Origin of the sequence: Colwellia sp. 20A7 (assembly GCF_009832865.1) — a bacterium.
Classification (GTDB): Bacteria; Pseudomonadota; Gammaproteobacteria; order Enterobacterales; family Alteromonadaceae; genus Colwellia.
This window is the reverse complement of record NZ_CP047130.1, coordinates 545,236-569,220: the sequence shown is the minus strand read 5'-3', so window position 1 is coordinate 569,220 and position 23,985 is coordinate 545,236. Positions and strand designations below refer to the sequence as shown.

The window sequence follows — 23,985 nt, the reverse complement described above, 5'->3', positions numbered from 1 at the left end:
ATATCATATACGTTTCATTGCGCATATTTAAGATAACATTTACAAATAAATGCATTTTCTCCAATTATCCCTTATTTTCATTGCTACTTTCTCTATGACATTTTCAATGTCTGCGTTAGCTGAAACAACTATTGAAAAAAATTCTGAAGTAGATTCAGAAACAGATGAGCTATTTCAGCTTCAATGCCCTATTCCTATCTATATTCCAATGGTAACCAATGGACCCAAGATAACTGACGATAGTATTAATATTACGTCTAATTATGCAAATATTGAAAAAGATCAAATTGCCAATTTTAGCGGCGGTGTTACGCTTGTTGATAAAAATCAAATGATACAAGCTGACGAACTTAATTTTGACCGTTTATTAATGACGTTTAATGCAACCGGCAACATACACTATCAAAATAAAAATATTGATATTCATGCCAGTAAGCTCTACGCCAGTAAAAAAGAACAAAAAAGCACAATGCTTGATGCTGCTTATCAACTTTATGGTAATCCAGGTCATGGTAGTGCTAACGAATTACAAATAAACTCAAAGGAAGGTCTAAGCTTAGCAGGTTCAACTTATACAACGTGTATAGGAGATAACCCAGCCTGGCAGATAAAAGCCTCTGAAATAAAAATATCTGCTGATGGTAATGAAGGTCAAGCTTATCATGCACAAGTCAGATTATTTGATACACCCGTTTTATACTTACCTTATTTCACTTTTCCGGTTTCTGACCAACGAAAAAGTGGCCTTTTATATCCAAAGATTGGTAGCACAACTAACTCTGGCATAGAAATTGAGACGCCGTATTATTGGAATATAGCTCCTAATATGGACGCAACTATAACACCTCGTTATATGTCAAAACGTGGTACACAATTAAAAACAGAATTCCGTTACTTGTCTGGACTACAAAGCGGTAATCTTGATATTGAATATCTTCACCGAGATAACGAACTTAAATCAGATAATTCAGCCCGCTACCTGGCAAGGTTTCAGCATGTGGGAACATTTTCTGATAACTTCCGTGCTTACATAGATTACACCACCATTAGTGATGAAAATTATCTAATTGATATTGGCTCTAATCAATACAATTCAAATGATGCTTACTTGTATCAAATAGGTGAATTATCTTATTTTGGTGAACAATGGCAAACCACAATGAAATTGCAAGATTTTGAAGTGTTAGGTGATCACCAAGCAAGTTATAAAACATTACCTCATATAGAAATATCAGCTCAAGAGCCCTTTACTTTATTTTCTGAACTAGGTTTATCAGGGCAGCTAGAGTTGTACTCAGAGTTAACAAGTTTTGAAAGCGAAACCAGTGATCAAGTTAACGCAAATCGTTACCATGTTGAAGCAGGGGTTAGTTTTCCTTTTTCTACGCCGGCTTGGTTTTTAAATTCAGAATTTAAGTTAATGCATACGTATTATCAGCAAGATAATATCCAAGTGGGAAGTGAGTTAACCGAAACTGTAAGCCGAACATTACCGAAAATACGCTTCCACGGCGGTGTTAATTTCGATAGAACGTTATCATTATTTAACAATAATTATACTCAAACCATAGAGCCTCAAATTCAGTATTTGTATATTCCAGAAGAAGATCAATCGAATATAGGATTATATGACACCTCTAACTTACAAGACGATTTCAATGGTTTATTTAGAGATAGAAGTTATAGCGGTTTAGATAGAGTTGCCAGTGCTAATCAGTACACTTGGGGCATTACTACACGAATTCTTAATGAGTCAAATTTAGAAGTTTTTCGTTTAAGTATTGGTCGTATTCAATATTTATCAAGTAAGAATTCTGCTAACTTCATTAATTCTCTGAACTCTTTAGATTATCTGGACTCTATTAATACTAGTGACTCCCTCGATGAGATACTCGCCAATAGCGATAACAATTCAAGTGTCCAACAATCATCAGTTGCTGCTAATTTATTTTACCGCTTAAATCATAAGTGGCAAATGAGTAGCGATATACAATACAATACAATTGATAACTTCACGAATAAGAGTCAAGCGGCTGTAAATTATCAAATTGATAAATATAATTCAGTTCAATTGAACCATAGGTATACTCGTAATGTCTCAGGTAGTAGTTTAGAGCAAATGTCATTACTAGCAAACGTTGCTATTAACCGAGATTGGGCTTTTGTGGGACGTGTTACACAAGATTTAAAAGAGCAGCGTAGTATAGAAAGCTACACAGGCATACAATATGAAAGTTGTTGCTGGGCTATACGAATTGCGTACCATAGATATATAAACTCAAACTTAAATGATGGGTTTTCTAATGAAAACCGAGATGAATTTAATAGTGGTTTAGAACTACAGTTCATCATAAAGGGGCTAGATGGCAAGCAAGATACCATCGGCACACAAGACATGTTTAATTCAAGTATTTTTGGCTATAAACGTCCTTACTATTTACAAAACTAAACATAATTACAATTTATAATGCACCATAACCAAGATGTAATAATTCATGAAAAATTTAGCTACTATTTTACTTAAAACGTTAATATTAACCACCGTCCTTCACTCTGGAATACAAATAGCACAAGCCGAAGAAAAACAACTGGACAAAGTTGCTGCTATTGTAAACAGTGGCGTAGTACTTGAATCTGAAGTTCAAAGCCTATTGGAGAATATTAAACAGCAAGCAATAAAAAACAATCAAGCATTACCGTCAAATAATGCTTTACGTACACAAGTTATGGATAAGCTAATTAACGATAACTTAACCTTACAAATTGGCGAACGTATGGGTGTACAAGTCAGTGATGCTCAATTAGATCAAACAATCACGAATATGGCAAAGGAAAATAAACTTACTTTATCTCAATTTCGTCAATCACTTATTAACGATGGTACTGATTATGAGAAATATCGTGAAAGTGTTCGTACTGAATTAATTTCTGGTGAAGTTCGCCGTAATAGTGTGCAACGCCGCATCTATATTTCCCCACAAGAAGTTTCTAATTTATTAGAATTGATGAAAGAACAAACCACCAATGATGTTGAATATAACCTTGGTCATATCTTGATAGAGTTTCCTTCTGATCCTACTCAAGCGGAGTTGAATTCAAATAAAGAACGTGCCGATAAAGTAATTGAATTATTAAACAATGGCTCTGACTTTAAGAAAATTGCTATTGCTTCATCGGGCGGTGCTAACGCACTCGAAGGTGGTGATTTAGGCTGGAAAAACATTAATGAAATGCCAACGCTTTTCTCTGAATTAATTGCAGGGAAAGATAAAGGTACTGTTGTTGGCCCTATTCGTACTGGTTTAGGGTTTAGTATTGTTAAAATACTTGATATTCGTGGCCGCCAAATAGTAGAAGTTGAAGAAGTTAAAGCTAGCCACATATTAATAAAGCCATCTATAATTTTAAGTGAAGAGAAAGCAGAAGCACAATTACAAGCACTATTAGATAGAGTTAAAGCGGGTGAGATTACTTTTGCTGATGCAGCTAAAGAATTTTCTGAAGGTCCTACCTCTGTTCGTGGTGGTGATCTAGGTTGGGCCGATCCAAAAAGCTATGACCCTGCCTTTAAAGAAGCGCTAGCTACCATGCAACCTGGTGAATATCACAAGCCTTTTCGCTCTTCATTTGGCTGGCATATCATTCAATTAAATGATCGACGTATGGTTGATGCTACTTCACAAATGAATCAGAACAGAGCCTATCAAATTCTTCATAGCCGTAAATTTGCCCTTGAAGATGCGCGTTGGATGAAAGAAACTCGCGATGACGCTTACATCGAAATTTTTGAACAGGATAAATAAGCATGACTAAACGCATTGCTATTACACCCGGTGAACCTGCTGGTATTGGTCCTGACTTAGTGCTTAAAATTGCTCAACAACCTTGGCCAGCTCAAGTTGTTGTTATTGCATCTAAAGCATTAATGGAAGAGCGTGCCCAACAGCTAAACTTACCGATTACACTGATTGATTATGATGCTAATGCTAAAGCTGTGCCTCAAGCTAAAGGCACCTTAACTATCGTAGACATCCCATTAGGAGCACCTGCTATCGCAGGTACCCTAGATACAGATAATGGCGCTTATGTTGTCGAAACATTAAGAGTAGCAAGCGAGAAAAATATCTCGGGTGAGTTTGATGCTATTGTTACTGGCCCTGTTCACAAAGGTTTGATTAATAAAGCAGGCGTACCTTTTAGTGGTCACACTGAATATTTTGCCAACCAAGCAAATTGTACTGACGTTGTAATGATGCTAGCAACGGAAGGTTTACGTGTTGCTTTAGTAACGACACATATACCTTTAGCCTACGTATCTAAAGCAATAACTTTTGAACGTTTACAAAAAGTTACCCGTATTCTTCATCAAGATTTAAAAAGCAAATTTGGTATCGCTTCACCAAAAATTTATGTCTGTGGTATCAACCCTCATGCAGGTGAAGATGGACATTTAGGCCGTGAAGAAATTGAAGTAATGGAACCAGCTTTTGCTGAGCTTAGAGAAGAAGGAATGAATATTATTGGCCCTTTACCTGCTGATACTATTTTCCATGAAAAATACTTAAATGATGCCGATGCAATTTTAACTATGTACCACGATCAAGGCTTACCTGTATTGAAGTATAAAGGTTTTGGTTCATCGGTAAATATAACATTAGGTTTACCTTTTATTCGTACTTCAGTAGATCACGGTACTGCACTTGAACTTGCTGGTACTGGTCTTGCTGATTCTGGTAGCATGATGGAAGCAATGAAGACTGCTATTGATTTAGTCGAAGTAGCAAACCGTGTTAAATAGCCTGACAACTAGAGAATATTTATGAACAGTAAAACCCACTTAGGTCATCAAGCTAAAAAGCGCTTTGGTCAAAACTTTCTTCATAACGATGCCGTAATCAGTGACATAATTGATGCAATTAACCCTGAGCCTGGTGAGAATTTAATTGAAATCGGTCCTGGGCTTGGCGCACTAACAGAGCCAGTAGTTGAAAGAGCAGGGAAGCTATCTGTAGTAGAATTAGATAGAGATCTTGCGCATAGATTACGCCATCATCCTTTTTTAGCCCCACATTTAACCATTTATGAAACTGATGCATTAAATTTTGATTTTGCAGCGTTAGCACAAAATGAAAGTGGGATAGAGAACCCATTACGTATCTTTGGTAACTTACCCTACAATATATCTACGCCATTAATTTTCCACCTTTTAACCTTTAAAGATAAGGTTAAAGATATGCACTTCATGCTACAAAAAGAAGTCGTAGAGCGAATGGCTGCAGAACCTCATTGTAAAGCGTATGGTCGTTTATCAATTATGACACAATACCAATGCCAAGTTATTCCAGTAATGGAAATAGGTCCAGAGGCTTTTAAACCTGCACCTAAAGTTGACTCTGCTATTGTGCGCTTAATACCGCACAAAACTATAGAAAATCCGGTAAAGGATATCAACGCACTTAACACCGTATGTTTAGCCGCTTTTAATCAACGTAGAAAAACCATACGTAACGGCTTTAAAAAATTAATTAGTGTAGAACAATTAACCAGCCTTGATATTGATGCGAATTTACGCCCTGAAAATTTAACACTTGATGATTTCATTATGCTTGCTAACTTCATTGTTGATAATCCCCCTGCAAAAGAGATTGAGAAGAGTAATAAAAAACAGTCTAGACGTGCAATAAATAGAGAAAATGAACAAAGTTAACCATTAAAGGGTAACAGTTAAATGGCAATTTACTTAGTTGGCGATATTCAGGGTTGTTATAGTGAACTTAGAGCACTATTAGACAGAGTCGCTTTTGATCAAGAAGTTGACCAACTGTATTTAGCTGGCGATCTTGTTGCTAGAGGCCCTGATTCTTTAGCAACCCTTCGTTTCGTAAAATCACTCAAGCAATCGGCAAAAGTAGTTCTGGGTAATCACGATCTTCACCTGCTTGCGGTATATGCCGGCATTAAAAAAGTAAAAGAACAAGATAAGCTTGCTAAATTACTGGCCGCTGATGATGTTGATGATTTAATGAACTGGCTAGCTCAGCAACCTCTATTACAGCAAATAGGTAATGATGATGCTTATATGAGCCATGCGGGAATATCTCCTCAATGGAACTTACAACAAGCAATAGAACAAGCAAATTACGCACAAATAAAACTTAGCGCTACCAATAGGGATTATTGGCTTTCGGCCATGTATGGTGAAAAACCTGATAATTGGCAACAAGCGAAAACTGAAGAAGATAGATTTCGTTATACTATAAATTCCTTTACCAGAATGCGTTATTGCTACATAGATAAACGACTAGAATTTCATAATAAGTCGGCTCCATTAGCACCTAGCTCAAAACTTGACTCAACTAAAACAAACCAAGAAATGCTATTACCTTGGTACGAACTATCACCAACAATAAAAAAAACCACTTGGGTTTTTGGCCACTGGGCCGCACTTATGGGCAACTGCTCAGTTCCTAATATTTATGCATTAGATACTGGTTGTGTCTGGGGGAAACATCTAACGATGCTACGCTGGCATGATAAAAAAACTTTTATAGAGCAATCTCACTTAAAATCTACTAAATAAAACGCATTTTAAGGGTGAAAAAGTTTAATACCTTGATATACTGAATTAATTGATGATACTTATTATCAATATGCCTTTTAAAAATATGCAAGAGTTACGGTCTATATAGACAAGATGGTCAGCCCATAAAATTTATATCGAAGTCGTACTAATTTAACATTTACTCAAAAAATAAAATGAAATAACACAACATAATCATTGTTAGTTAGAGTACTTACTAGTATTTAACTAATAATTTTATTCAAACTAATTGGTGATATATATGAATTTAACTGTAGCAATGAAAATAATTGGTGGTTTTGCCATCATTTCAATTCTACTGATTTTAACCAGCGTAATTTCCTTACTTAACTTGAATACAATTAGCGACTCAACTCAACAACAAAACCAATTAGCTATTCCTACCTTAAAAGGGAGTAATAAACTAGCTTTAGCATTAGAGAAAATGGAAAGCTCGACACTAAGAGGTTTTTATCAAACAAATCTTGATTTATTAGCAGTAAACTTAAATCGCTATAGATCGATAAATGCGCAATTCATGCCCGAATTTGAGCAATTAAAAGCATTGGTACAAAATGAAAATGAGTTAATGGGAAATTTAAATCAAGTATCCCAAGTCTTTAGCAGTCTTGAAAAAAATGCACTCTCAGTTTTCAGCAACCGTAAAATTTCTATTGAGCAAAGTATATTATTAAAAGAAAAAGTCAGTGACTTAGAAGACAAGGCTGATGATGCCGTCACATTATTACTTGATTTAGCTGATCATCGATTAGCTGAGACTAAATTACAGCGCGCGATCAGTTTAAGTGAACAGTTAGAAAATCAATTCAATGCTATTGTATCCTCGTCTTTAGAGTATCGAGATATCAATTCAGACAGTACTGCTGACCTGATAGAAAGTGAAATTTCATTTAGTTTAGAAGGAGCTCAATCTTCAGTAAACGAGATTATAGCTGAACTAACGATGAATAATATGGAGAGTATTGCAGAAGAGTTATCAGACGCTTTTAGTGAGCTTGAGGGATTACTCTCTTCCGATGCTGGTACTATATTTCATAAAAAATCTCAGTTAATTGCGAATAAACAAGCTAAAGCCATGTTAGAAGCTTTAGAGCAAGATACTATTCGCGCAAATAAAATATTAGACACACAGGTAGAACTAGCTAATCAAGCAACTTTAGCTTCAAGTGAACTAGTTAAAAGCTCGGTAGATAGTGGTAACAAACAAACAACTATTATCGCAATAGTGTCAATTATTATTGCTTTCGTTATCGCACGTTTTACCTTACTAAGTATTACTCGTCCACTAAGTCGTGTAAATGATATGCTAAATATAGTATCTTCTGGCGATCTTTCACGAAAACTAGATGAAACGGGTAAGGACGAATTTGCGCTCTTAGCGAAAAACTGTAATGTGCTTATTGATAGTTTACGTAGCCTTATCGAAGGTATTGTAAACCGCTCAGCACAACTTGCTGCAGCTGCTGAAGAAACATCAACTGTAACAGCAGAAAGTACCATTGCAATAGAGGAGCAACGCAATCAAGTAGAACAAGCTGCTTCAGCAACAACTGAAATGAGCAGTACGGCCAAAAGTGTATTATCTAGCGCTAACGATGCACTTAACGAAATTAAGCATGCTGATGATGAAGCAGAACGAGTTAAAACAATTTCTGGTCGTAATCGTGAAACCATTGAACAATTAGCGAGAGAAGTTGACTCTGCTGCACATGTAATTAATCAATTACAGCAGGATAGCGCTTCTATTGGCGGTATATTGGATGTTATTCGTGCCATTGCTGACCAAACTAACTTACTTGCTTTAAACGCGGCTATTGAAGCTGCACGTGCCGGTGAGCATGGTCGAGGTTTTGCTGTTGTTGCTGATGAAGTTAGAACGCTTGCGAGTAGAACACAAGAATCTACTGCAGAAATTCACACCATGATTGAATCTCTGCAATCAGGTGCAGAAAAAGCGGTAACAGTAATGGACACAGGTAAAGCTAAAGCCAGCGACTGTGTAACGCAATCTAAAGAAGCGGATAGAGCACTAGAAACAATTACGCATGCGGTACATGAAGCTTATGATCGTAGTTCACAAATAGCGACAGCGGCAGAAGAGCAAAATGTCGTTGCACATGAAATTAGTGAAAACCTCGAGTCAATCGTTGCTATTGCTGAGCAAACTACTGCTGGCTCGCAACAAACAGCCGCCTCAAGTAGTGAAGTAGCTCGTCTTTCAGAAGAATTACAACAATCAGTTCAAGAATTTAAATTGTAAAAATAGACTGATTAATAAAAAGCCTGCATTGTGAAAATAATGCAGGCTTTTTTATTTTAAGACACTTCACTGAAGTATTTTTCTAACTTATCAACACTTAATATTTCTTCCCAATAAGCCCCATAAATTAACACAATTCATTAAAACAAACAGGAAGGTATTCTTGGTAAGGTAACCACGTCCTAGCTATATTACGCTGTAAACCATCACGTAATTGTATATCACTCAGCGTATCAATATGACGCGACTTATTTTCAAAGCTTAAGCACTTTTCTTGATAACTTAATGAACAAAAATTCAAAAGCTTAGTAAGTGATTCTTTAGGAGACGCGGCAAGTTCCTCATAACTAATATTATGAATAAATTCTGGTAACACCTGCTGCCAATGAGACATCACTTGCTGATAGTTTTTATGGTAATTAACTATCTCTGACATTGAACAAAAATAAGGTTCTGCAGCATCAAAGTTATTAGTAAATATTGACCAACTAACATCCTTCACCGCGCGTGAAATATGAATAACTTTCGCATGTGGGAAAAGCATTTTAATCAAACCAATAGATTGATAGTTTGCCGGCATTTTATCAATAATGAATTTAGCTTTTGGTGCCAAGGTGTGCATATTAGCTAAATAATGCTGAGCTAATGATTCACGCTGCTTTACCGTTAAATGTGCACATCCTTGAGGAAATTCTTGCTTAGTTAGCTGCCAAATCCCCTGAGCAATATCCCCAGCTAAAAAAGGTAATTCACCGGCAGAGCTAATATCGGTATGACTAATTAACATTTGTTCTAACAAAGTAGAGCCTGAACGTGGCTGCCCAACAATAAATATTGGCGTTAAAAGAGGTTTCTTTATTCGTGATAAATTCACCGCTTGTTCTTGTTTTATTTTATCTATAAAAGTGGATGAAAAAGCTTTTATTAGTTGAGAAAAGTAGTCTTCCATATCGGCAACGGTGAATGATACTTGTAACACCTGTAATTCATTTGCTTGAGTAAAATGATAGAATGCTTGCTTATAATTTGACGATTGTTGATATAACTGTGCAAAGGCATAATGAAGTAACACCTGCTCTTTCTGGGTTAAATCATTTGTTTTATCTGTCAATTTTTCTAAAAAACTTTGTGCATGCTCATCAAGTATAACCTGTACATTTATTCGAACTTTTAAACAAAATACACGAATATTATTAGGTGCTATAGAGAAGAGTGCATCGAGGTATTTTTTCGTTTTAGCCAACTGATTCGACTGACAATAAAAAATAACTAAGGATAATAACGTTGTAATACTCTCCTTTTTAATCTCATAAGCTTTTAGTAATGCTTGCTCCGCCTCTTCAAAACGTTGAAGTTTTTGACAAGATTGAGCTAATGATAACCACAAAGGTGAGGCATTAGCCGCGAGTTGTACACATCGTTTGAAAATATCATAACTAGGCTGATAACTATCAAGCGCTAGCGCAACTTTACCCAATCCCCATAATGCATCAATATTATTAGGGTTTTGTGTTAGTAATTGCCGGTATAAGGACTCAGCTTGTTTGATTTGATTCTGTTTCAATAGCAAGTTAGCTTGAACAATTAAACTCATATTTTGTGCTTTATTCTGTTTATTAAATGAATACCAATAAAAACCCCAGCAATTGCTGGGGTTTTAACGTAAAACTTTTAATTTAAATCTATTAGAAGTTGTACGTTGCTTTTACATAGTAGTAACCACCATTAAATCCAAAAGGAGATGTTTCATAATAAACACCACCCCACGCACTGTTATCACCACCATCTTGGCGGTTGATTTTAGTTGCTTGTTCATCAAAGATGTTTTGCGCACCAACAGCAACAGTAAATGAGTCATTTATGAAATAACTTGCTTCAGCATCAAATAATAAAGCCGCATCACCATCACCAATTGTTGCATCGTAATCTACATGAACGCCTTGATATTCACCGTAGTAGTTACCACGTACAAAGAAACTAAAGTCATCATAACTCTGTGACCAAGTAAGAGTCGCTCTGTGATTAGGCAAGTCATTTTCTAAACGAGATACTTTAAAATCGCCCGTTACTTCGCTATAGCTATCAACTTTCGTTTCGTTATAGTTATAGGCAAAACTAAACACTGAATCACCTTCAAGTAACTCAGTAGAGTAGTTAGCTATTAAATCAATACCTTGCGTTGTAGTATCAAAATCATTTGTAAAAAAGCTTACTTGTTGAATTGAATCTACATTCGCTACACCCGCTAATGTTAATGCTGCTTTATCATCTTCAGTTAGATTATATTTATCTGATTGAGATATACGATCTTCAACTTGAATATTGTAATAATCAAGTGTAATAAACACATCTCCAATATTCCAAACAGCCCCTAAAGTGTAACTTTCAGATTCTTCTGGTGTTAACTCAGTAGCACCTAATTGTTGTGCAACAGGGTTAGTGGCAGGTAACAATGCTGAATCCGACAATACACCACCATCTAACGATGTTTGTACATTTGAATAGTTTGCTTGACCAACTGTTGGGGCACGGAAGCCCGTACTAATTGAGCCACGTAATGAAAAGTCTTCAGTTACGTTATATTGAGCGGTAACTTTATAGTTAGTATCGTCACCAAAACTACTATAATCTTCATATCGAAGTGCTGTACCTATTAATAGATCTTCTGTGATCTGGGCTTCAACATCAACATAAAATGCAAAGTTTTGACGTGAAAAAACCCCCGCTGACTCAGGTTTAAAACCTGGAAAACCATTAGAGCCGATACCAAAGCCTTGATCTGTGTATGGACCAGCGATATACGAGTCTACATCCCCAGCAGTCACTTCAAAAGATTCAGCATGCCATTCATAACCGGCAGCAACCATTAAATAATCGATAGCATCAAGTTCAAGCTCTTTATTAAAATCGAGATTAAATGTTTTTTCTAATTGTCTATGCTTACCAGGACTAAAATCTCTCCCTGTAACAGGGCCTAAAGAAGCATTTAACGTATCATAAATAACATAGCTCGACTCATTCATACCAACAGAGCCACTCACATCATACATAACGCCATTGTCTAACTCGCCACGCGTACCCATGGTTAATGAGGTATCAACAATGTTACCGCCAAAGTTTGGTATAAAACCACCCGGCAGCATTTCATTGAAGCTAAAGCAGTTAGCATCATTTACCACATTATTAATATAGTCATCTTGAGTTAATACATTGTCTGTCGTTATGTTGACAGGACTACAGCTTCCACCAACACCAATACCATCCAAATCAGCAATTAATAAATTTGGATCGCCATCTTCATCGGTATCCCCATTGCTATAGACTCCGCCACGAGTATGTGGGTTACGGTAGTAAAAACCACCACGGACATCACGTTCAGAGAAGTTACCAAACATATAGGCTTCTTTATTATCACCTAAATCTAAACCTGAGTTAATAAAGATGGTGTAGTCATCTTCAACTTTTGGCGAACCCCAAACTTGAGCAGGGTTTTCTATACCTTCAACACCAACGGCATCGAAAGCAGCGGCATCGGTACGTTGCACGCTTCGACTCGTTGCATCAGAGTTTTTATATTGGAAACTGGCATTGATAAAGCCATCTTTGGTCAGCTCCATACCAATGTTACCTGACACTTCTAACGTATCACCATCGCCTTCATAATAAGATCCAGCTCTCACCGTTAAACTGCCACCATCCGAATCATCTTTTAAAACAAAGTTCATTACACCAGCGATAGCATCACTACCATATTGGGCCGCAGCACCATCGCGTAAAACTTCAACTTGTTTTAATGCAGAACTAGGAATAACTGAAATATCAGGACCTTGAGCACCATCATTTATGCCACCGCCGAGTAACGCGATAACAGAAGCACGATGACGGCGCTTACCATTGACTAAAATTAATGTACTGTCTGAAGATAAACCACGTAGATTTGCAGGCTTAACTAAACTTGCTGCATCAGATATAGGATTACTATGAACATTTAAAGAAGGGACACTTCCTTTTAATAGTTCAAGCATATCCGTATTACCACCTTTTGCTAATTCATCACCACCGATAATATCTATAGGTACTGGTGAGTCATTAACAGAACGAGGTGCGCCACGTGAACCAACAACAGCAATACGCTCTACTTTTTCTTCTTTTACTGAATCAGCTTTTTCGGCTGCATACGAGGGTGCGGTGCCTAACGCTACACTTACAGCTAAAGCTAGTGTAGTGGCTCTAAATTTTGTTGACATGTTACTTCCTTCTAAGATTATTGTTTTTAAATTAGTTACTTGTTCTTAAACTCAAGAGTAAAAGTAGAGTACTAATTTTTATATTTTTTATATTTTTATACTACAGCGCATTGAATTTTTCATGTGCCGTATTAATTAGTACAAATAATACTAACCACTACCTATTTATAATGTAGTGTTTCAATACTTACAAGGGATGAAAATTAATCCATTATAAAATCTACCGTCACCTGCTCTACCTTTAGCAATAAAACCACCATAAAAATCAAATAAAAATACCTTGCAAACAATGAGTTATGAAATAAAAAACAAATAACAAGAGGTGGTTTTTATTATTCAATTAAAACAAAAAGGTAATAAAAAACATCATGAGCATGCAAAAAAGTTATAAAAAGATACACATAATTAACACTTTCATTACATAAAAACATTAAATCAACATTAGTCAGGCAATTAATAATCAATAAATATGCCTGTATTACGACATAAGTATTGACAACAATCGGTACGGCTTTATAATTAAGGTCGCTTGAAGTTAGTTTTATATTTTTGTACACCATTTCGCTGTAAATTTCTGCTTGATAGATATTTCTCGTCCTGTTTTATAAGTAATAGCAACACTTTTTAGCAAACCCGCTTCGTCAGTTTTGTATAATACAAGCTGATTGAGCTCAATTACTCATAAATAAACAAATAGGAATATTCTTATGTCTACAACTACTGGTACAGTAAAATGGTTTAACGAAGCTAAAGGTTTCGGTTTCATCGAGCAAGAAAATGGTCCAGACGTTTTTGCTCATTTCAACGCAATCGTTGGCGAAGGTTTCAAAACTTTAGCTGAAGGTCAAAAAGTTGAATTCACAGTTACTGATGGTCAAAAAGGCCCTCAAGCTGAGAACATTGTTGCACTTTAATTTTTAATTAAAGTCACAAAAAAAAGCGAGTATCTAAAAGATAACTCGCTTTTTTTATGTCTTAAATTTGTGTCAACTAGACCTATACTGCAAAGGCTAGTTGTTCTAATTATTAAATAAATAACGATGTAGTAGGTGATTTTAGCAAGTAGAAATGATCACATTGTTGGTGAGATTAGTATAAATTACTATCTTTTCATACTAGTTAAAAGGCTTCATGCCTGCGTTGCCCTCAAAGTTAATAAACAACTATTACTCAATCGAGTACCTGCCCTGGTTTATTTCCCCTATGCACAACAAGAGCACGCTCTTCGTAAACATGCTATTACGCCTTTATGACTTAACACGACTTATTTTAAGAGCTACACTTAGCCTATGATCTTCCCTTTAATAAATAGTCACTGCTGATGGGCTTAACACTGATAAAATACCTAAACGTTCTAAATCACAATAACCAAGCGCCATACATAACATATCATCATCGATACCAAAAGATGGTAAGTGTAATTCATTTATCATTTCATTTTGACTATTCGTCTTCAATAGCTTTTGATGAATCATAATTCGCTTCGAAATATAAAGTAATTGAGTTTCAGTATTTATGATATTGAAATCTTCTTGGTCTTGATTACGAATAGGCGACACAATATTATAAGGTAGCTGCCACTGTTTTAATAATTCAGCTCCACACTCCCCATAGGTAAAACCTAAAATTTCACGTTGGTTATCCCAAGGTAGCTTGCCATTATCAATATTTTCGCACTGCAACACTTTATCAGGAGATACTCGTTTAACTATCAACTCACCCAGATTATGTAACATACCTAAAATGAATAATCGTTCACCATTAGGAAGGTTTAAGCTACATCCTAGAAATTTAATCAACAAAGCACAATCAACACTTTCTTGCCAAAAGCTATCTAAATAAACGGAATCCGTGCTCATTGATTTAAATGCTTTGGTAGTAAAATGTGCTATCACAAGATTATAGACTTCAGTAATCCCCAAAACTAATACCGCTTTAGAGATAGTGTCTATTTTTCCTGGATAATTAAAAAGTGCGCTGTTAGCAAGTTTTAAAATTGTTCCTGTTAATGCAGGATCAATAATAATTACATCGCTGATATCATCTATAGTTGAAGACTCATCATCAATTAGTTCTTTGATACGAATAAATGAATCAGATAAAACAAAGATTTTATCCATTTGATTAGCATATTCAGTAACTGTCATAAAAAGTTTTCCGGTCCAGTTTATTTGTATGACTTTATTTATCTTTTAATAAATAAAGTATAAGTTAGAATTTAGCACACATTGAAAAAAAATTGGCAACAAATCAATACTCAGCAGTTATTTGATATGATGAAAATTTACGCATATTAATAACGCCTTCTTCAAAAATCAAATACTGCCCTTTAATACCTAGTAATATACCTGATATTGTTGATGTTTTATCAAAGTTAAAAGAACTAATTTTCGTTAAATATTGGCTCACAGGAAAAACGATATTAACCACATGTTCATCTAGTTGCTGTACAGATTCTTCACCATATTTAAGCTTTATTTCAGCCAATCTATCAGCTATTTGTGGTACTAACACTTTCGCTTGTGCTTTCAAGTCAATCGGTTCATTACTACCTTTAAGCATAGCACGCCAATTAGTTTTATCACTGACTAATTCAGCTAAGGCAGTTTCAACAAGTCCCGACTGTAAGCGAGTTCTCACTTTAAAAAGAGGTAATGCTTGTGTTGCTCCCTGATCGATCCAACGCGTGGGTATTTGTGTATGACGCGTGATACCTACCTTCAAACCCGAAGTATTTGATAAGTAAACATAATGATCGACCATACAATGCTTCTCTCCCCACTCTGGCTCTCGACAAGTACCTAAGTGATGGTGACAGGTTTCAGGTTTCATAATACACATATCACATTGGGCAAGTTTAGCCATGCAAGGATAACAAAAGCCTTGCGAGTAGCTTTTTTTAGTTGCTTTACCACAGTTTTTACAAGCGATCATGCTATGAAAAACTAACGTTAATTTTCTACCAATAAGCGGATTCAAGGCAATACTCTGTTGCTCTCCATTTTCATCGATAGCGGCTAAGGGGAGCTTATATTGAACAATATTATTGCTATCAAGTTTTGCAGTCAGCTTTTCCACTGCACCTATTGCTGAAATGGGCATTTTTACTCTCTTATATTATTTTTGATACAGGACTTTCTATGTACTACTAGAATTATTTTTTATTAAAGCGCTCTTAAAAATAAGAGACTTTAAAATTTAACTTTCTGACGAGTCTGCTTAACTGTTTTTTTATTTGCTTTAGTCGTTAATCTTCGCTGAACAGAGCCTTTTGTGGGTTTAGTTGGACGTCGTTTTTTTTGTACTGTCATCGCACCAATCACTAATTCCTTTAAACGCTTTAACGCGTCTTCTTTATTCATTTCTTGTGTGCGGAAAGATTGAGCTTTAATAATAATCACTCCATCTTTAGAAATACGACTATCTTTACAGGCTAATAGCCGCTCTTTATAAACAGCTGGTAAAGATGATTTAGTGATATCGAAACGTAAGTGAATAGCAGTAGCAACTTTATTTACTCGCTGTCCACCGTTGCCCATTGAACGAATTGCACTTAATTCTATTTCCCAATCCGCTAAACTTACATTATTTGATATCTCTAACACTTTTATTTACCATAGGTTTATATCAATTTTATTAGTAATTTTCATGAATACAGCACAAACTTGGTTTGTATATTTCTTGCGTTGTAATGACAATAGCTTATATGCAGGTATAACTACCAATATAGACCGTCGCCTGCATGAGCATAATTATACCAAGCTTGGTGCTAAATATACTAGGGCAAAACGCCCTGTAACACTTGTATTTATTGAAAAATCGGAAAATAAAAGTATTGCAAGTAAACGAGAATATCAACTCAAGAAGTTAACAAAGAATCAGAAAGAGCAATTAGTTAGTACTTACCGTGATTCAAATGAATGAATTATAGAGGTCTGCTTAGTTGGTATTACTTCTTTTTTTTCGATAAAACTTATTAATTACTGTTAGAATGCCTCGTTTTTTGTAAATCAAGTGATTACTAATGTCTGAAAAAGATCTGCCTAAAAAAGCTATGTTTATTGAGCAATACTGCCCTATTGATAACGAAATTATTAGTTTTACTCGCCAACAAGCGAGTGATTTTGCTAAGCAAGTAGCTGATGATTTTAATCCGCTGCATAATATTGAAGCTAAACGCTTTTGCGTTCCTGGTGACTTATTATTCTCAGTGATCATTGCGAAAGCAGGGTTACATAAAGAAATGAGCTTTAATTTTTCAGGGATGGTAAATGATAATATCGCGCTAACCTTCCCTAACGAAATAAATAATTGTTTTGATGTAGTTGATGACAAAGATAAAACTTATTTAACAGTAGAAGCGAGTGGAGAAGTAACTCACTGCCCATCGCTTATTAATGCATTAACAAAAGCCTATGTAGACTTTTCTGGTGATACTTTTCCTGACATTTTGGTAAAGTTAATGGCAGAAAAGAATGTAATGATTAACCCTGCACGTCCAATGGTTATGTATCAATGCATGAAAATAAGCCTCAACCGACTAGATATAACAAGCCTTTCGTTACAACTTGCTCAAACCAGTTTAACTATTGAAGCAAAGCGCGGTGATGCTTGGTTAGAGTTTGATTTAATCAGCGAAGGTGAAGTCGTTGGTCACGGTAAAAAACACATGTTATTAAGTGGCTTACGTGAATATTGTCAAACAAGTATTGATGACATGGTTGCACAATACAAAGATAACAAACAAAATTATTGCTATAAAAATTAACAATCGCAATTAATTACCAATAAACCAAAACGCCTATAACAGAGATAGCCTCGTCACGTTTAATGTACTCCCGAATTTACCACTAAATTGAGTTCGGGTTACAGTAACGGCAAACACTATAAAAGTAATATTCTCTTTTATCAAATTATTGATTATTATACTGGTTTTCAAAACTCTCTCGTTGAGCTTGCTTGTTTTCAATACAAGCAGCAAAAGCAGGTAAACTTTTAGGCTTTATACACTTATCTGGTTGCTGATAGTATTTAAGCCATGCTTGCTGTTTATCTCCTTGGTATTTTGATTTTATAATGATGGCATTACTACTTTTAAAAGACGTTGCCACGTTAGCACCTTTATTTTTTATTTCGCTAGCATCATTCAATTTCGAACTTAAAGTACTGTTTTTGTTCTTCGTTACTTTTTTTGTTTGCTTAATTTTTTTCTTACTACTACCTTTTTCACATTGCCACCAACGCTTCCTAGCCGTATCTTCACGTTTTCGTAAGCTTATTCCCTCTTTGACTGAATAAGGAATTCGTTGTAACGACTGGATATGATGAAGTTTCTCTAATAAAGGGTCACAATGTTTCTTTGCTAATGTGACGGGAGAAAAGCCAAAAATAATGCTCGCTATTAACACGGATTTTAATTGTCGCATAAACATTCATTCCTTGAATATTGTGGTGTAATTATTTATTTAATAATAGTCTATATTTTAGTCTATTATTAAATAAATAATAGAAATCAAAAAACATGGATGTTAATAATGCTGCCATTCACAATGACAAAACTTTTAGTATACTTATTTTCCTACGCACTCTTATTTATACCTGCTTATGCCTACAACCCCACACATTCTAAACCTGAAATTCAGCATGCGACAAGCTATAAAGCAGTAGAAAATATCAACCAATACTGGATTTCTGAAAAGTTAGATGGCATGCGAGGTTATTGGAACGGGCAACAACTAGTAACCCGCCAAGGTAATATTATACATAGTCCTACTTGGTTTACTAAAAATTGGCCCACAACAGCTATCGATGGCGAACTATGGATAGGTAGAGAGCAGTTTCAAAGCACAGTATCCTGTGTAAGAAAGATTAAGATTGATGAAGCTTGTTGGCGTAATGTGCGTTTTATGATTTTTGACCTTCCCAAACATCCAGGAACATTCACTGAGCGTATAAAATCGATGCAAACCATAACAAATAGGACATCATCCAAACACTTAGACATGATTAAGCAATTCAAATTAACAAGTAATCAGCAACTCGATGATACCCTTAATAGCATTACATTCAACCAAGGTGAAGGCTTGATGATACATAAAGGCAGTGCTTATTATCATGTAGGAAGAACGAATAACATAATGAAGCTGAAAAAAGATCAACATGATGAAGCAACCGTTATCACTTATATTGATGGGAAAGGTAAATATCAAGGAATGCTAGGTGCAATAAAAGTAAGAACAGCGACAGGTATTGTTTTTAAGATTGGTTCCGGGTTTAGTGATTATGAGCGTGCTAATCCACCTAAAATAGGCGATACGATTACCTATAAATATAATGGTAAAACTAAAGCAGGAATACCAAGATTTGCAAGATTTTTTCGTATAAGAAATACAGAAGTAGAAGAGGAATTAATAGAGAAATAAGAACAATTAGCTGCTAAATTTCAACTAATTGCCCTCAATAATATAAGAAGCTATTTTAGAAGATGCAGTGCTTTGCAAAATCTTTAGTTTCTGTTGCTGTCCAGCTACCTTTATCTTTTTCTTTCATGTCTGCACACCAATCTTCACTTCCTACTTTAGGAGAACAAGCACTAAGTAAGAAAACAACTGATAATAAACCGATAACTTTTTTCATTTGAATATCCACATTAAATTTATTTATAAAGAAGTAAACATAACGCCATTCGAAATATCTTGCAACACTTGTTTACAAAAAATTAACATTAACACTAATGAGTTATCCTTTATTTAAGGAGAATTAAATGAATAAAATCACACTATCATACTGGTTATATACTCGTATATTTTTATATACGCTTATGGACGATATGAAAATAATAAGACCTTAAGCCCTTTGCCTTCATGGGCCTCTTTAAAAACAACAGGGTTCATTATACGTTGTTCAAACACACACTCAGGGCACGCCTCTGCTACTTCTTTTTTTAAAAAATGTTCATCAAGATCTGGAGAGTTTAAACATAACAATAACTGAGCACCTTCGTTCATCCATTGTGGAATTCTACGAATGATCTTGGTATAATCACGCTCAATATTAACACTACCCTTTTGAAATGATGGTGGATCACAAATTAATAGGTCATATTTTCCATACTTTTTGATACGACTATTTGATTTAAAAATATCTACACCTTCAAAAACGACTTGTTTACCTTCTTTTTTTGCTAACTTATTTAATTGGTGATTTTCTCGACCTTTACTTAATGACGACTTACTTAAGTCAATATTGACAACTTTACTTGCCCCCCCTGCAGTTGCCGCTACAGAAAAAGCACAAGTATAAGCAAATAAATTAAGTACATTTTTACCCGCTGCCTGTTGGTTAACCCAAGAACGACCATTAGCCATATCTAAAAATAAACCGCTATTTTGCGCTTTGCCGAATTCGATATGATAAGAAAGGCTATTTTCAGTAACAATCGTGCTATCAATCGCCTCACCTAATAAAACCTGTGTTGGTGCAAATTTTTCATACCGACGCTGTATTTGTACGCTTCGACATTCATCTGTTAATTGTTGTAATGCTTTTGCTTGTGTTAATAGCCATAACTCATCAACAGCCTCATATAGTGTTATTAATATAACAGGTGATAACCAATCAACATTCACATGTGACAAGTTCTCGTAAGCATGCCCACGACCATGAAAAATGCGCTGACAATCAGTAAAGTCGGCTGGGTTAATGTGTTCAATCATAGGAAATAACTTAATTTATGTAGAGTGTTTTTTAAAGAATAAAGCCGAGCAATAATACCATTGCCCGGCTCAGCGATTAACATGTTACTTGTAAAAATTTACGGATTGAAATGTTAAATTAAAAGCCAAATAGACTCACACTAAAGAACTTTTGTGCAACGGTATTAATGAATATAATCAACACAATAGCAGGGATAAACGTTCCTAATGAAAAATTGATATATTTTTCCACCCAAGAGCCAATATATTTATCATTACCGATACTTAAATGCTGAGATAAATTCTTTGCTTTCCAGCGATAGCTAACAAATACACACAGCAAGAAGCCATTAAGTGGTAATATTGTGTCATAAAAAACATCGTAAACAATGTCAAAGAAAGACTTATTCTCTCCCGCATAGGAGGTAAACTCGGTAAAGAAAGTAACCATGCCAAATGAGATAGTAGCAAAAACAGTTAATACGCCTGCTGTCATCAACAAAATAGACAAAGCTTTTTTACGGCTATGATTTTTTTCTGTTACCAGGTAAGAGACAGGAACTTCGATAATAGAAACTAATGACGTAATTGCGGCAAAAAAGACTAATAGAAAAAAGAACGCCGCAACAGAGCTTGCTCCTACATAGCCTATTGAGGTTTGCAACGCTAAGAATATTTTAGGTAAGAAAGTGAAGATCAATGAGACCGAACTATCACTTAATTCGCTTGGGTTTATATTAGGGTTAAATGAAAAAACTGCCGGTAAAATCATTAAGCCCGCGACAAAGGCTACACCAGTATCAGTAATTGCCACTAATTTTGCTGAGTTGGGAATATTGGTTTTATTATCAATATACGAGCCATAGGTGATTAATATCCCCATACCTAATGAAAGTGAAAAGAATGCCTGCGACAATGCACCATTAATAACACTAGGCGTTATTTTACTGATATCAGGAATCAAGAAAAATTCAATGCCGGCTATTGCATTGTCCAATGTTAAAACAAAAATAACCATGATGATTAACATAAAGAACAAGGTCGGCATTAATACTTTAGCTGCTCTTTCAATACCATCTTTAACGCCTGCAACCAAAATAAAGTTTACGATGGCAACAACAACAGCCATAGCGACAAATAAGTATGGGCTGTTAATAAATTCGCCAAAACCATTACCACTCGCTAAATAGTCTAAGTTTCCTGAAAGCGTTATAACAATATAGCCAAATATCCATACTGTAATAACCATATAAAATACAGCAATCATAAAAGGCGTTAGAACACCTAAAAAGCCTGCGGCTCCCCACAGAGTACTATTATTACTTAAAGATTTATATGCTCCCACAGGTTCTTTTGCTGTTTTTCGACCAACAGCCATTTCTGCAATCATGACAGGTAAACAAATTAAAAAAACGAATATCGCATACAAAATTAAAAATGCTCCTCCGCCATTTTTAGCTGCATTAACAGGAAAGCCAACCAAATTCCCAATACCTACAGCAGAGCCTGCCGCAGCAAGAATAAAGCCAATACGGGAACTAAAATGTTCTCTAGATGTACTCATAAATGTCCTTCACTTATTTTTATACTTTTTATATTCTTATTTTAATTTTTTAAAACCATTCGATGCTAACAAGCTTTCTTGCGCTTGTCTCTTTTAAGCTCAGCATACAATATCAATAAGTGTATAGTATTTTATCCACTGCTCTATTCAACAATCGTTGCCAACTTATCTAGAAAACAACTTCGGATTCATTACTGTTAAAATACTTCCCGCATCCTCTGACACTACCTCAATCACTTGCTCAATATCCGCTTTACTTAATTTTAAGCTTTGGCATAAAGACTCATCAACCAATTCATCAAATTCAAAAAGATCGCTATGGCTATCAAGTAAAGCGAGTCTTGATGCCAAATTTAAGATTTTCACATCATTATTAATTTGATGGCTTTGTGCTTTATGGAAGTGACGAATAGGAATAATAATCTTTTCTGGTAACTGCCAAATTTTAAGTAACACCGCTGAAACATCAGTATAAGTATAACCTAGTGCTAATTCTTGTAATACCCAAGGTAAATTATCGCGATTATATTGTTCACAGTGTTGTGCAACTTCAGGTGTAATTTTAGCAACTAATAATTCACCTAAATTCTGTAATAGACCCGCAACAAATAAACGTTCAATATCTTTCACACCAGCTTTAATCGCTAAACCTCTAGCAGCTAAACCACAATAAATACTCATACGCCAAAAACGTTGTAAATTAATAGCTTGGTTTTCAAAGTGTTTAAAAGCAGATCCGGCCAAATCCACTAGCATCATATTATATACGGCTTGCGTACCAATAATAGTAATTGCCCGCGAAATTGTACTGATTTCCCCTGGGAAATTATAAATAGCGCTATTTGCAAGCTGTAGTAACCTAGATGTCATCGATGGATCAATACTGATAACATCGGCAAAATCAGTAATAACTGAGTTTTCATCTTCCATGAGTGCTTTAACTTTAAAGCATGCATCAGGCAAAGCAAAAGAACCATTTGCTTGAAGTGCATATTCATATGCGTTCATAGTAACCCTTTTTTAAATCAATTTTGATAGTTAGTTATTTAAATGGTACACCACTATCTTCTTTAATATGTTCTGTAACCATATAGGTATGAGTTTGTGATATTGCAGGTAATCCAGCAACTTTTTCTAAAATTAAACGATAACTTTCCATATCAGAAAATCGTGTTTTTAGTAAATAATCATAGCCACCTGCTACTAAATGACATTCTACAATTTCTTTGATTTTAACCACTTCTTTTTTAAATAATTTAAAAACATCTGCCGTGGTTCTGTCTAAAGTAACTTGTATAAAGGCTGTCATACCATAGCCAAGCTTTTGAGCACTTAAAAAAGCACCGTAGTGTTTTATATACCCCCCTTCTTCTAAGCGCTTAACTCTATCTAAACATGGACTTGCACTTAAATTAACTTTTTTTGCTAATTCGACATTGGTAATACGACCGTTTGACTGAAGTGCTTTTAGAATAGCAATATCGACACGATCTAAGGGTTTTATTTTGGTCATTATCCAAAGTACCACAATTTATAGTGAGTAAAAGAAATAATGCCATAGATTAAACGGATAAGAAATAAAAAAGGCGAAACCATAGGGTTTCGCCTTTTTAGATATT

The 23,985-nt window shown here is 35.2% G+C and carries 21 protein-coding genes; 10 read left to right on the top strand and 11 right to left on the bottom strand.

The window, feature by feature from the left end; translation table 11 throughout:
• The first annotated feature begins 49 nt into the window (after positions 1-49).
• From GQS55_RS02440 to GQS55_RS02415, 6 genes are all read left to right on the top strand, one after another.
• The gene (locus GQS55_RS02440) at positions 50-2,449 is read left to right on the top strand and encodes an LPS-assembly protein LptD (RefSeq protein ID WP_236559740.1); all 2,400 of its coding nucleotides are present in this window, start codon (positions 50-52) and stop codon (positions 2,447-2,449) included.
• 46 nt (positions 2,450-2,495) lie between these two features.
• On the top strand, positions 2,496-3,803 hold the full coding sequence (surA, locus tag GQS55_RS02435) for a peptidylprolyl isomerase SurA (protein ID WP_159817639.1): 1,308 nt from the start codon (positions 2,496-2,498) through the stop codon (positions 3,801-3,803).
• A 2-nt stretch (positions 3,804-3,805) separates the two neighbouring features.
• Complete coding sequence (gene pdxA, locus GQS55_RS02430; RefSeq protein WP_159817637.1) at positions 3,806-4,798, top strand: 4-hydroxythreonine-4-phosphate dehydrogenase PdxA; 993 nt, start codon at positions 3,806-3,808, stop codon at positions 4,796-4,798.
• Positions 4,799-4,819: 21 nt separating this feature from the next.
• On the top strand, positions 4,820-5,707 hold the full coding sequence (gene rsmA / locus GQS55_RS02425; RefSeq protein ID WP_159817635.1) for a 16S rRNA (adenine(1518)-N(6)/adenine(1519)-N(6))-dimethyltransferase RsmA: 888 nt from the start codon (positions 4,820-4,822) through the stop codon (positions 5,705-5,707).
• A 21-nt stretch (positions 5,708-5,728) separates the two neighbouring features.
• Entirely contained in the window at positions 5,729-6,580 is an 852-nt protein-coding gene (locus GQS55_RS02420) for a symmetrical bis(5'-nucleosyl)-tetraphosphatase (protein ID WP_159817633.1), read from the top strand.
• A gap of 262 nt (positions 6,581-6,842) precedes the next feature.
• Positions 6,843-8,861, top strand: coding sequence for a HAMP domain-containing methyl-accepting chemotaxis protein (locus GQS55_RS02415; protein ID WP_159817631.1), 2,019 nt, complete (start codon positions 6,843-6,845; stop codon positions 8,859-8,861).
• Between the two features lie 127 nt (positions 8,862-8,988).
• Here the strand turns inward: GQS55_RS02415 and GQS55_RS02410 are convergent, their stop codons facing one another.
• Positions 8,989-10,455, bottom strand: coding sequence for a tetratricopeptide repeat-containing sulfotransferase family protein (locus GQS55_RS02410; protein ID WP_159817629.1), 1,467 nt, complete (start codon positions 10,453-10,455; stop codon positions 8,989-8,991).
• 91 nt (positions 10,456-10,546) lie between these two features.
• On the bottom strand, positions 10,547-13,108 hold the full coding sequence (locus tag GQS55_RS02405) for a TonB-dependent receptor plug domain-containing protein (protein ID WP_159817627.1): 2,562 nt from the start codon (positions 13,106-13,108) through the stop codon (positions 10,547-10,549).
• 707 nt (positions 13,109-13,815) lie between these two features.
• On the opposite strand from GQS55_RS02405, the gene GQS55_RS02400 reads away from it, so the two are divergent.
• Positions 13,816-14,022, top strand: coding sequence for a cold-shock protein (locus tag GQS55_RS02400; RefSeq protein ID WP_033092258.1), 207 nt, complete (start codon positions 13,816-13,818; stop codon positions 14,020-14,022).
• Positions 14,023-14,409: 387 nt separating this feature from the next.
• Here the strand turns inward: GQS55_RS02400 and GQS55_RS02395 are convergent, their stop codons facing one another.
• The 3 genes from GQS55_RS02395 to arfB form a co-directional block, all read right to left on the bottom strand.
• Positions 14,410-15,255 carry an HDOD domain-containing protein gene (locus GQS55_RS02395; RefSeq protein WP_159817625.1) on the bottom strand — a complete coding sequence of 282 codons (846 nt, stop codon included), beginning with the start codon at positions 15,253-15,255 and terminating at the stop codon, positions 14,410-14,412.
• A gap of 103 nt (positions 15,256-15,358) precedes the next feature.
• Positions 15,359-16,210, bottom strand: a complete 852-nt coding sequence (locus GQS55_RS02390) for a DUF2797 domain-containing protein (protein WP_159817623.1) — start codon at positions 16,208-16,210, stop codon at positions 15,359-15,361.
• An 89-nt stretch (positions 16,211-16,299) separates the two neighbouring features.
• Positions 16,300-16,713: an alternative ribosome rescue aminoacyl-tRNA hydrolase ArfB gene (arfB, locus tag GQS55_RS02385; RefSeq protein WP_159817621.1), complete on the bottom strand. Its 414-nt coding sequence runs from the start codon at positions 16,711-16,713 to the stop codon at positions 16,300-16,302.
• Positions 16,714-16,756: 43 nt separating this feature from the next.
• Between arfB and GQS55_RS02380 the strand changes: the two genes are divergently transcribed.
• Entirely contained in the window at positions 16,757-17,032 is a 276-nt protein-coding gene (locus tag GQS55_RS02380) for a GIY-YIG nuclease family protein (RefSeq protein WP_159817619.1), read from the top strand.
• A 100-nt stretch (positions 17,033-17,132) separates the two neighbouring features.
• Positions 17,133-17,876: a DUF3581 family protein gene (locus GQS55_RS02375; RefSeq protein WP_236559739.1), complete on the top strand. Its 744-nt coding sequence runs from the start codon at positions 17,133-17,135 to the stop codon at positions 17,874-17,876.
• 145 nt (positions 17,877-18,021) lie between these two features.
• Here GQS55_RS02375 and GQS55_RS02370 read toward each other — a convergent pair whose 3' ends face one another.
• Positions 18,022-18,534: a hypothetical protein gene (locus GQS55_RS02370; RefSeq protein ID WP_236559738.1), complete on the bottom strand. Its 513-nt coding sequence runs from the start codon at positions 18,532-18,534 to the stop codon at positions 18,022-18,024.
• 108 nt (positions 18,535-18,642) lie between these two features.
• On the opposite strand from GQS55_RS02370, the gene GQS55_RS02365 reads away from it, so the two are divergent.
• Complete coding sequence (locus GQS55_RS02365; protein ID WP_159817615.1) at positions 18,643-19,530, top strand: DNA ligase; 888 nt, start codon at positions 18,643-18,645, stop codon at positions 19,528-19,530.
• A gap of 55 nt (positions 19,531-19,585) precedes the next feature.
• Here the strand turns inward: GQS55_RS02365 and GQS55_RS02360 are convergent, their stop codons facing one another.
• From GQS55_RS02360 to GQS55_RS02340, 5 genes are all read right to left on the bottom strand, one after another.
• On the bottom strand, positions 19,586-19,744 hold the full coding sequence (locus GQS55_RS02360; RefSeq protein ID WP_159817613.1) for a DUF3012 domain-containing protein: 159 nt from the start codon (positions 19,742-19,744) through the stop codon (positions 19,586-19,588).
• A 182-nt stretch (positions 19,745-19,926) separates the two neighbouring features.
• Positions 19,927-20,823, bottom strand: coding sequence for a class I SAM-dependent methyltransferase (locus GQS55_RS02355; protein WP_159817611.1), 897 nt, complete (start codon positions 20,821-20,823; stop codon positions 19,927-19,929).
• Between the two features lie 118 nt (positions 20,824-20,941).
• The gene (locus GQS55_RS02350) at positions 20,942-22,366 is read right to left on the bottom strand and encodes a sodium-dependent transporter (RefSeq protein ID WP_159817609.1); all 1,425 of its coding nucleotides are present in this window, start codon (positions 22,364-22,366) and stop codon (positions 20,942-20,944) included.
• Positions 22,367-22,531: 165 nt separating this feature from the next.
• Positions 22,532-23,374, bottom strand: coding sequence for an HDOD domain-containing protein (locus tag GQS55_RS02345; protein WP_159817607.1), 843 nt, complete (start codon positions 23,372-23,374; stop codon positions 22,532-22,534).
• A gap of 34 nt (positions 23,375-23,408) precedes the next feature.
• Complete coding sequence (locus GQS55_RS02340; protein WP_159817605.1) at positions 23,409-23,879, bottom strand: winged helix-turn-helix transcriptional regulator; 471 nt, start codon at positions 23,877-23,879, stop codon at positions 23,409-23,411.
• Between the last annotated feature and the right edge of the window lie 106 nt (positions 23,880-23,985).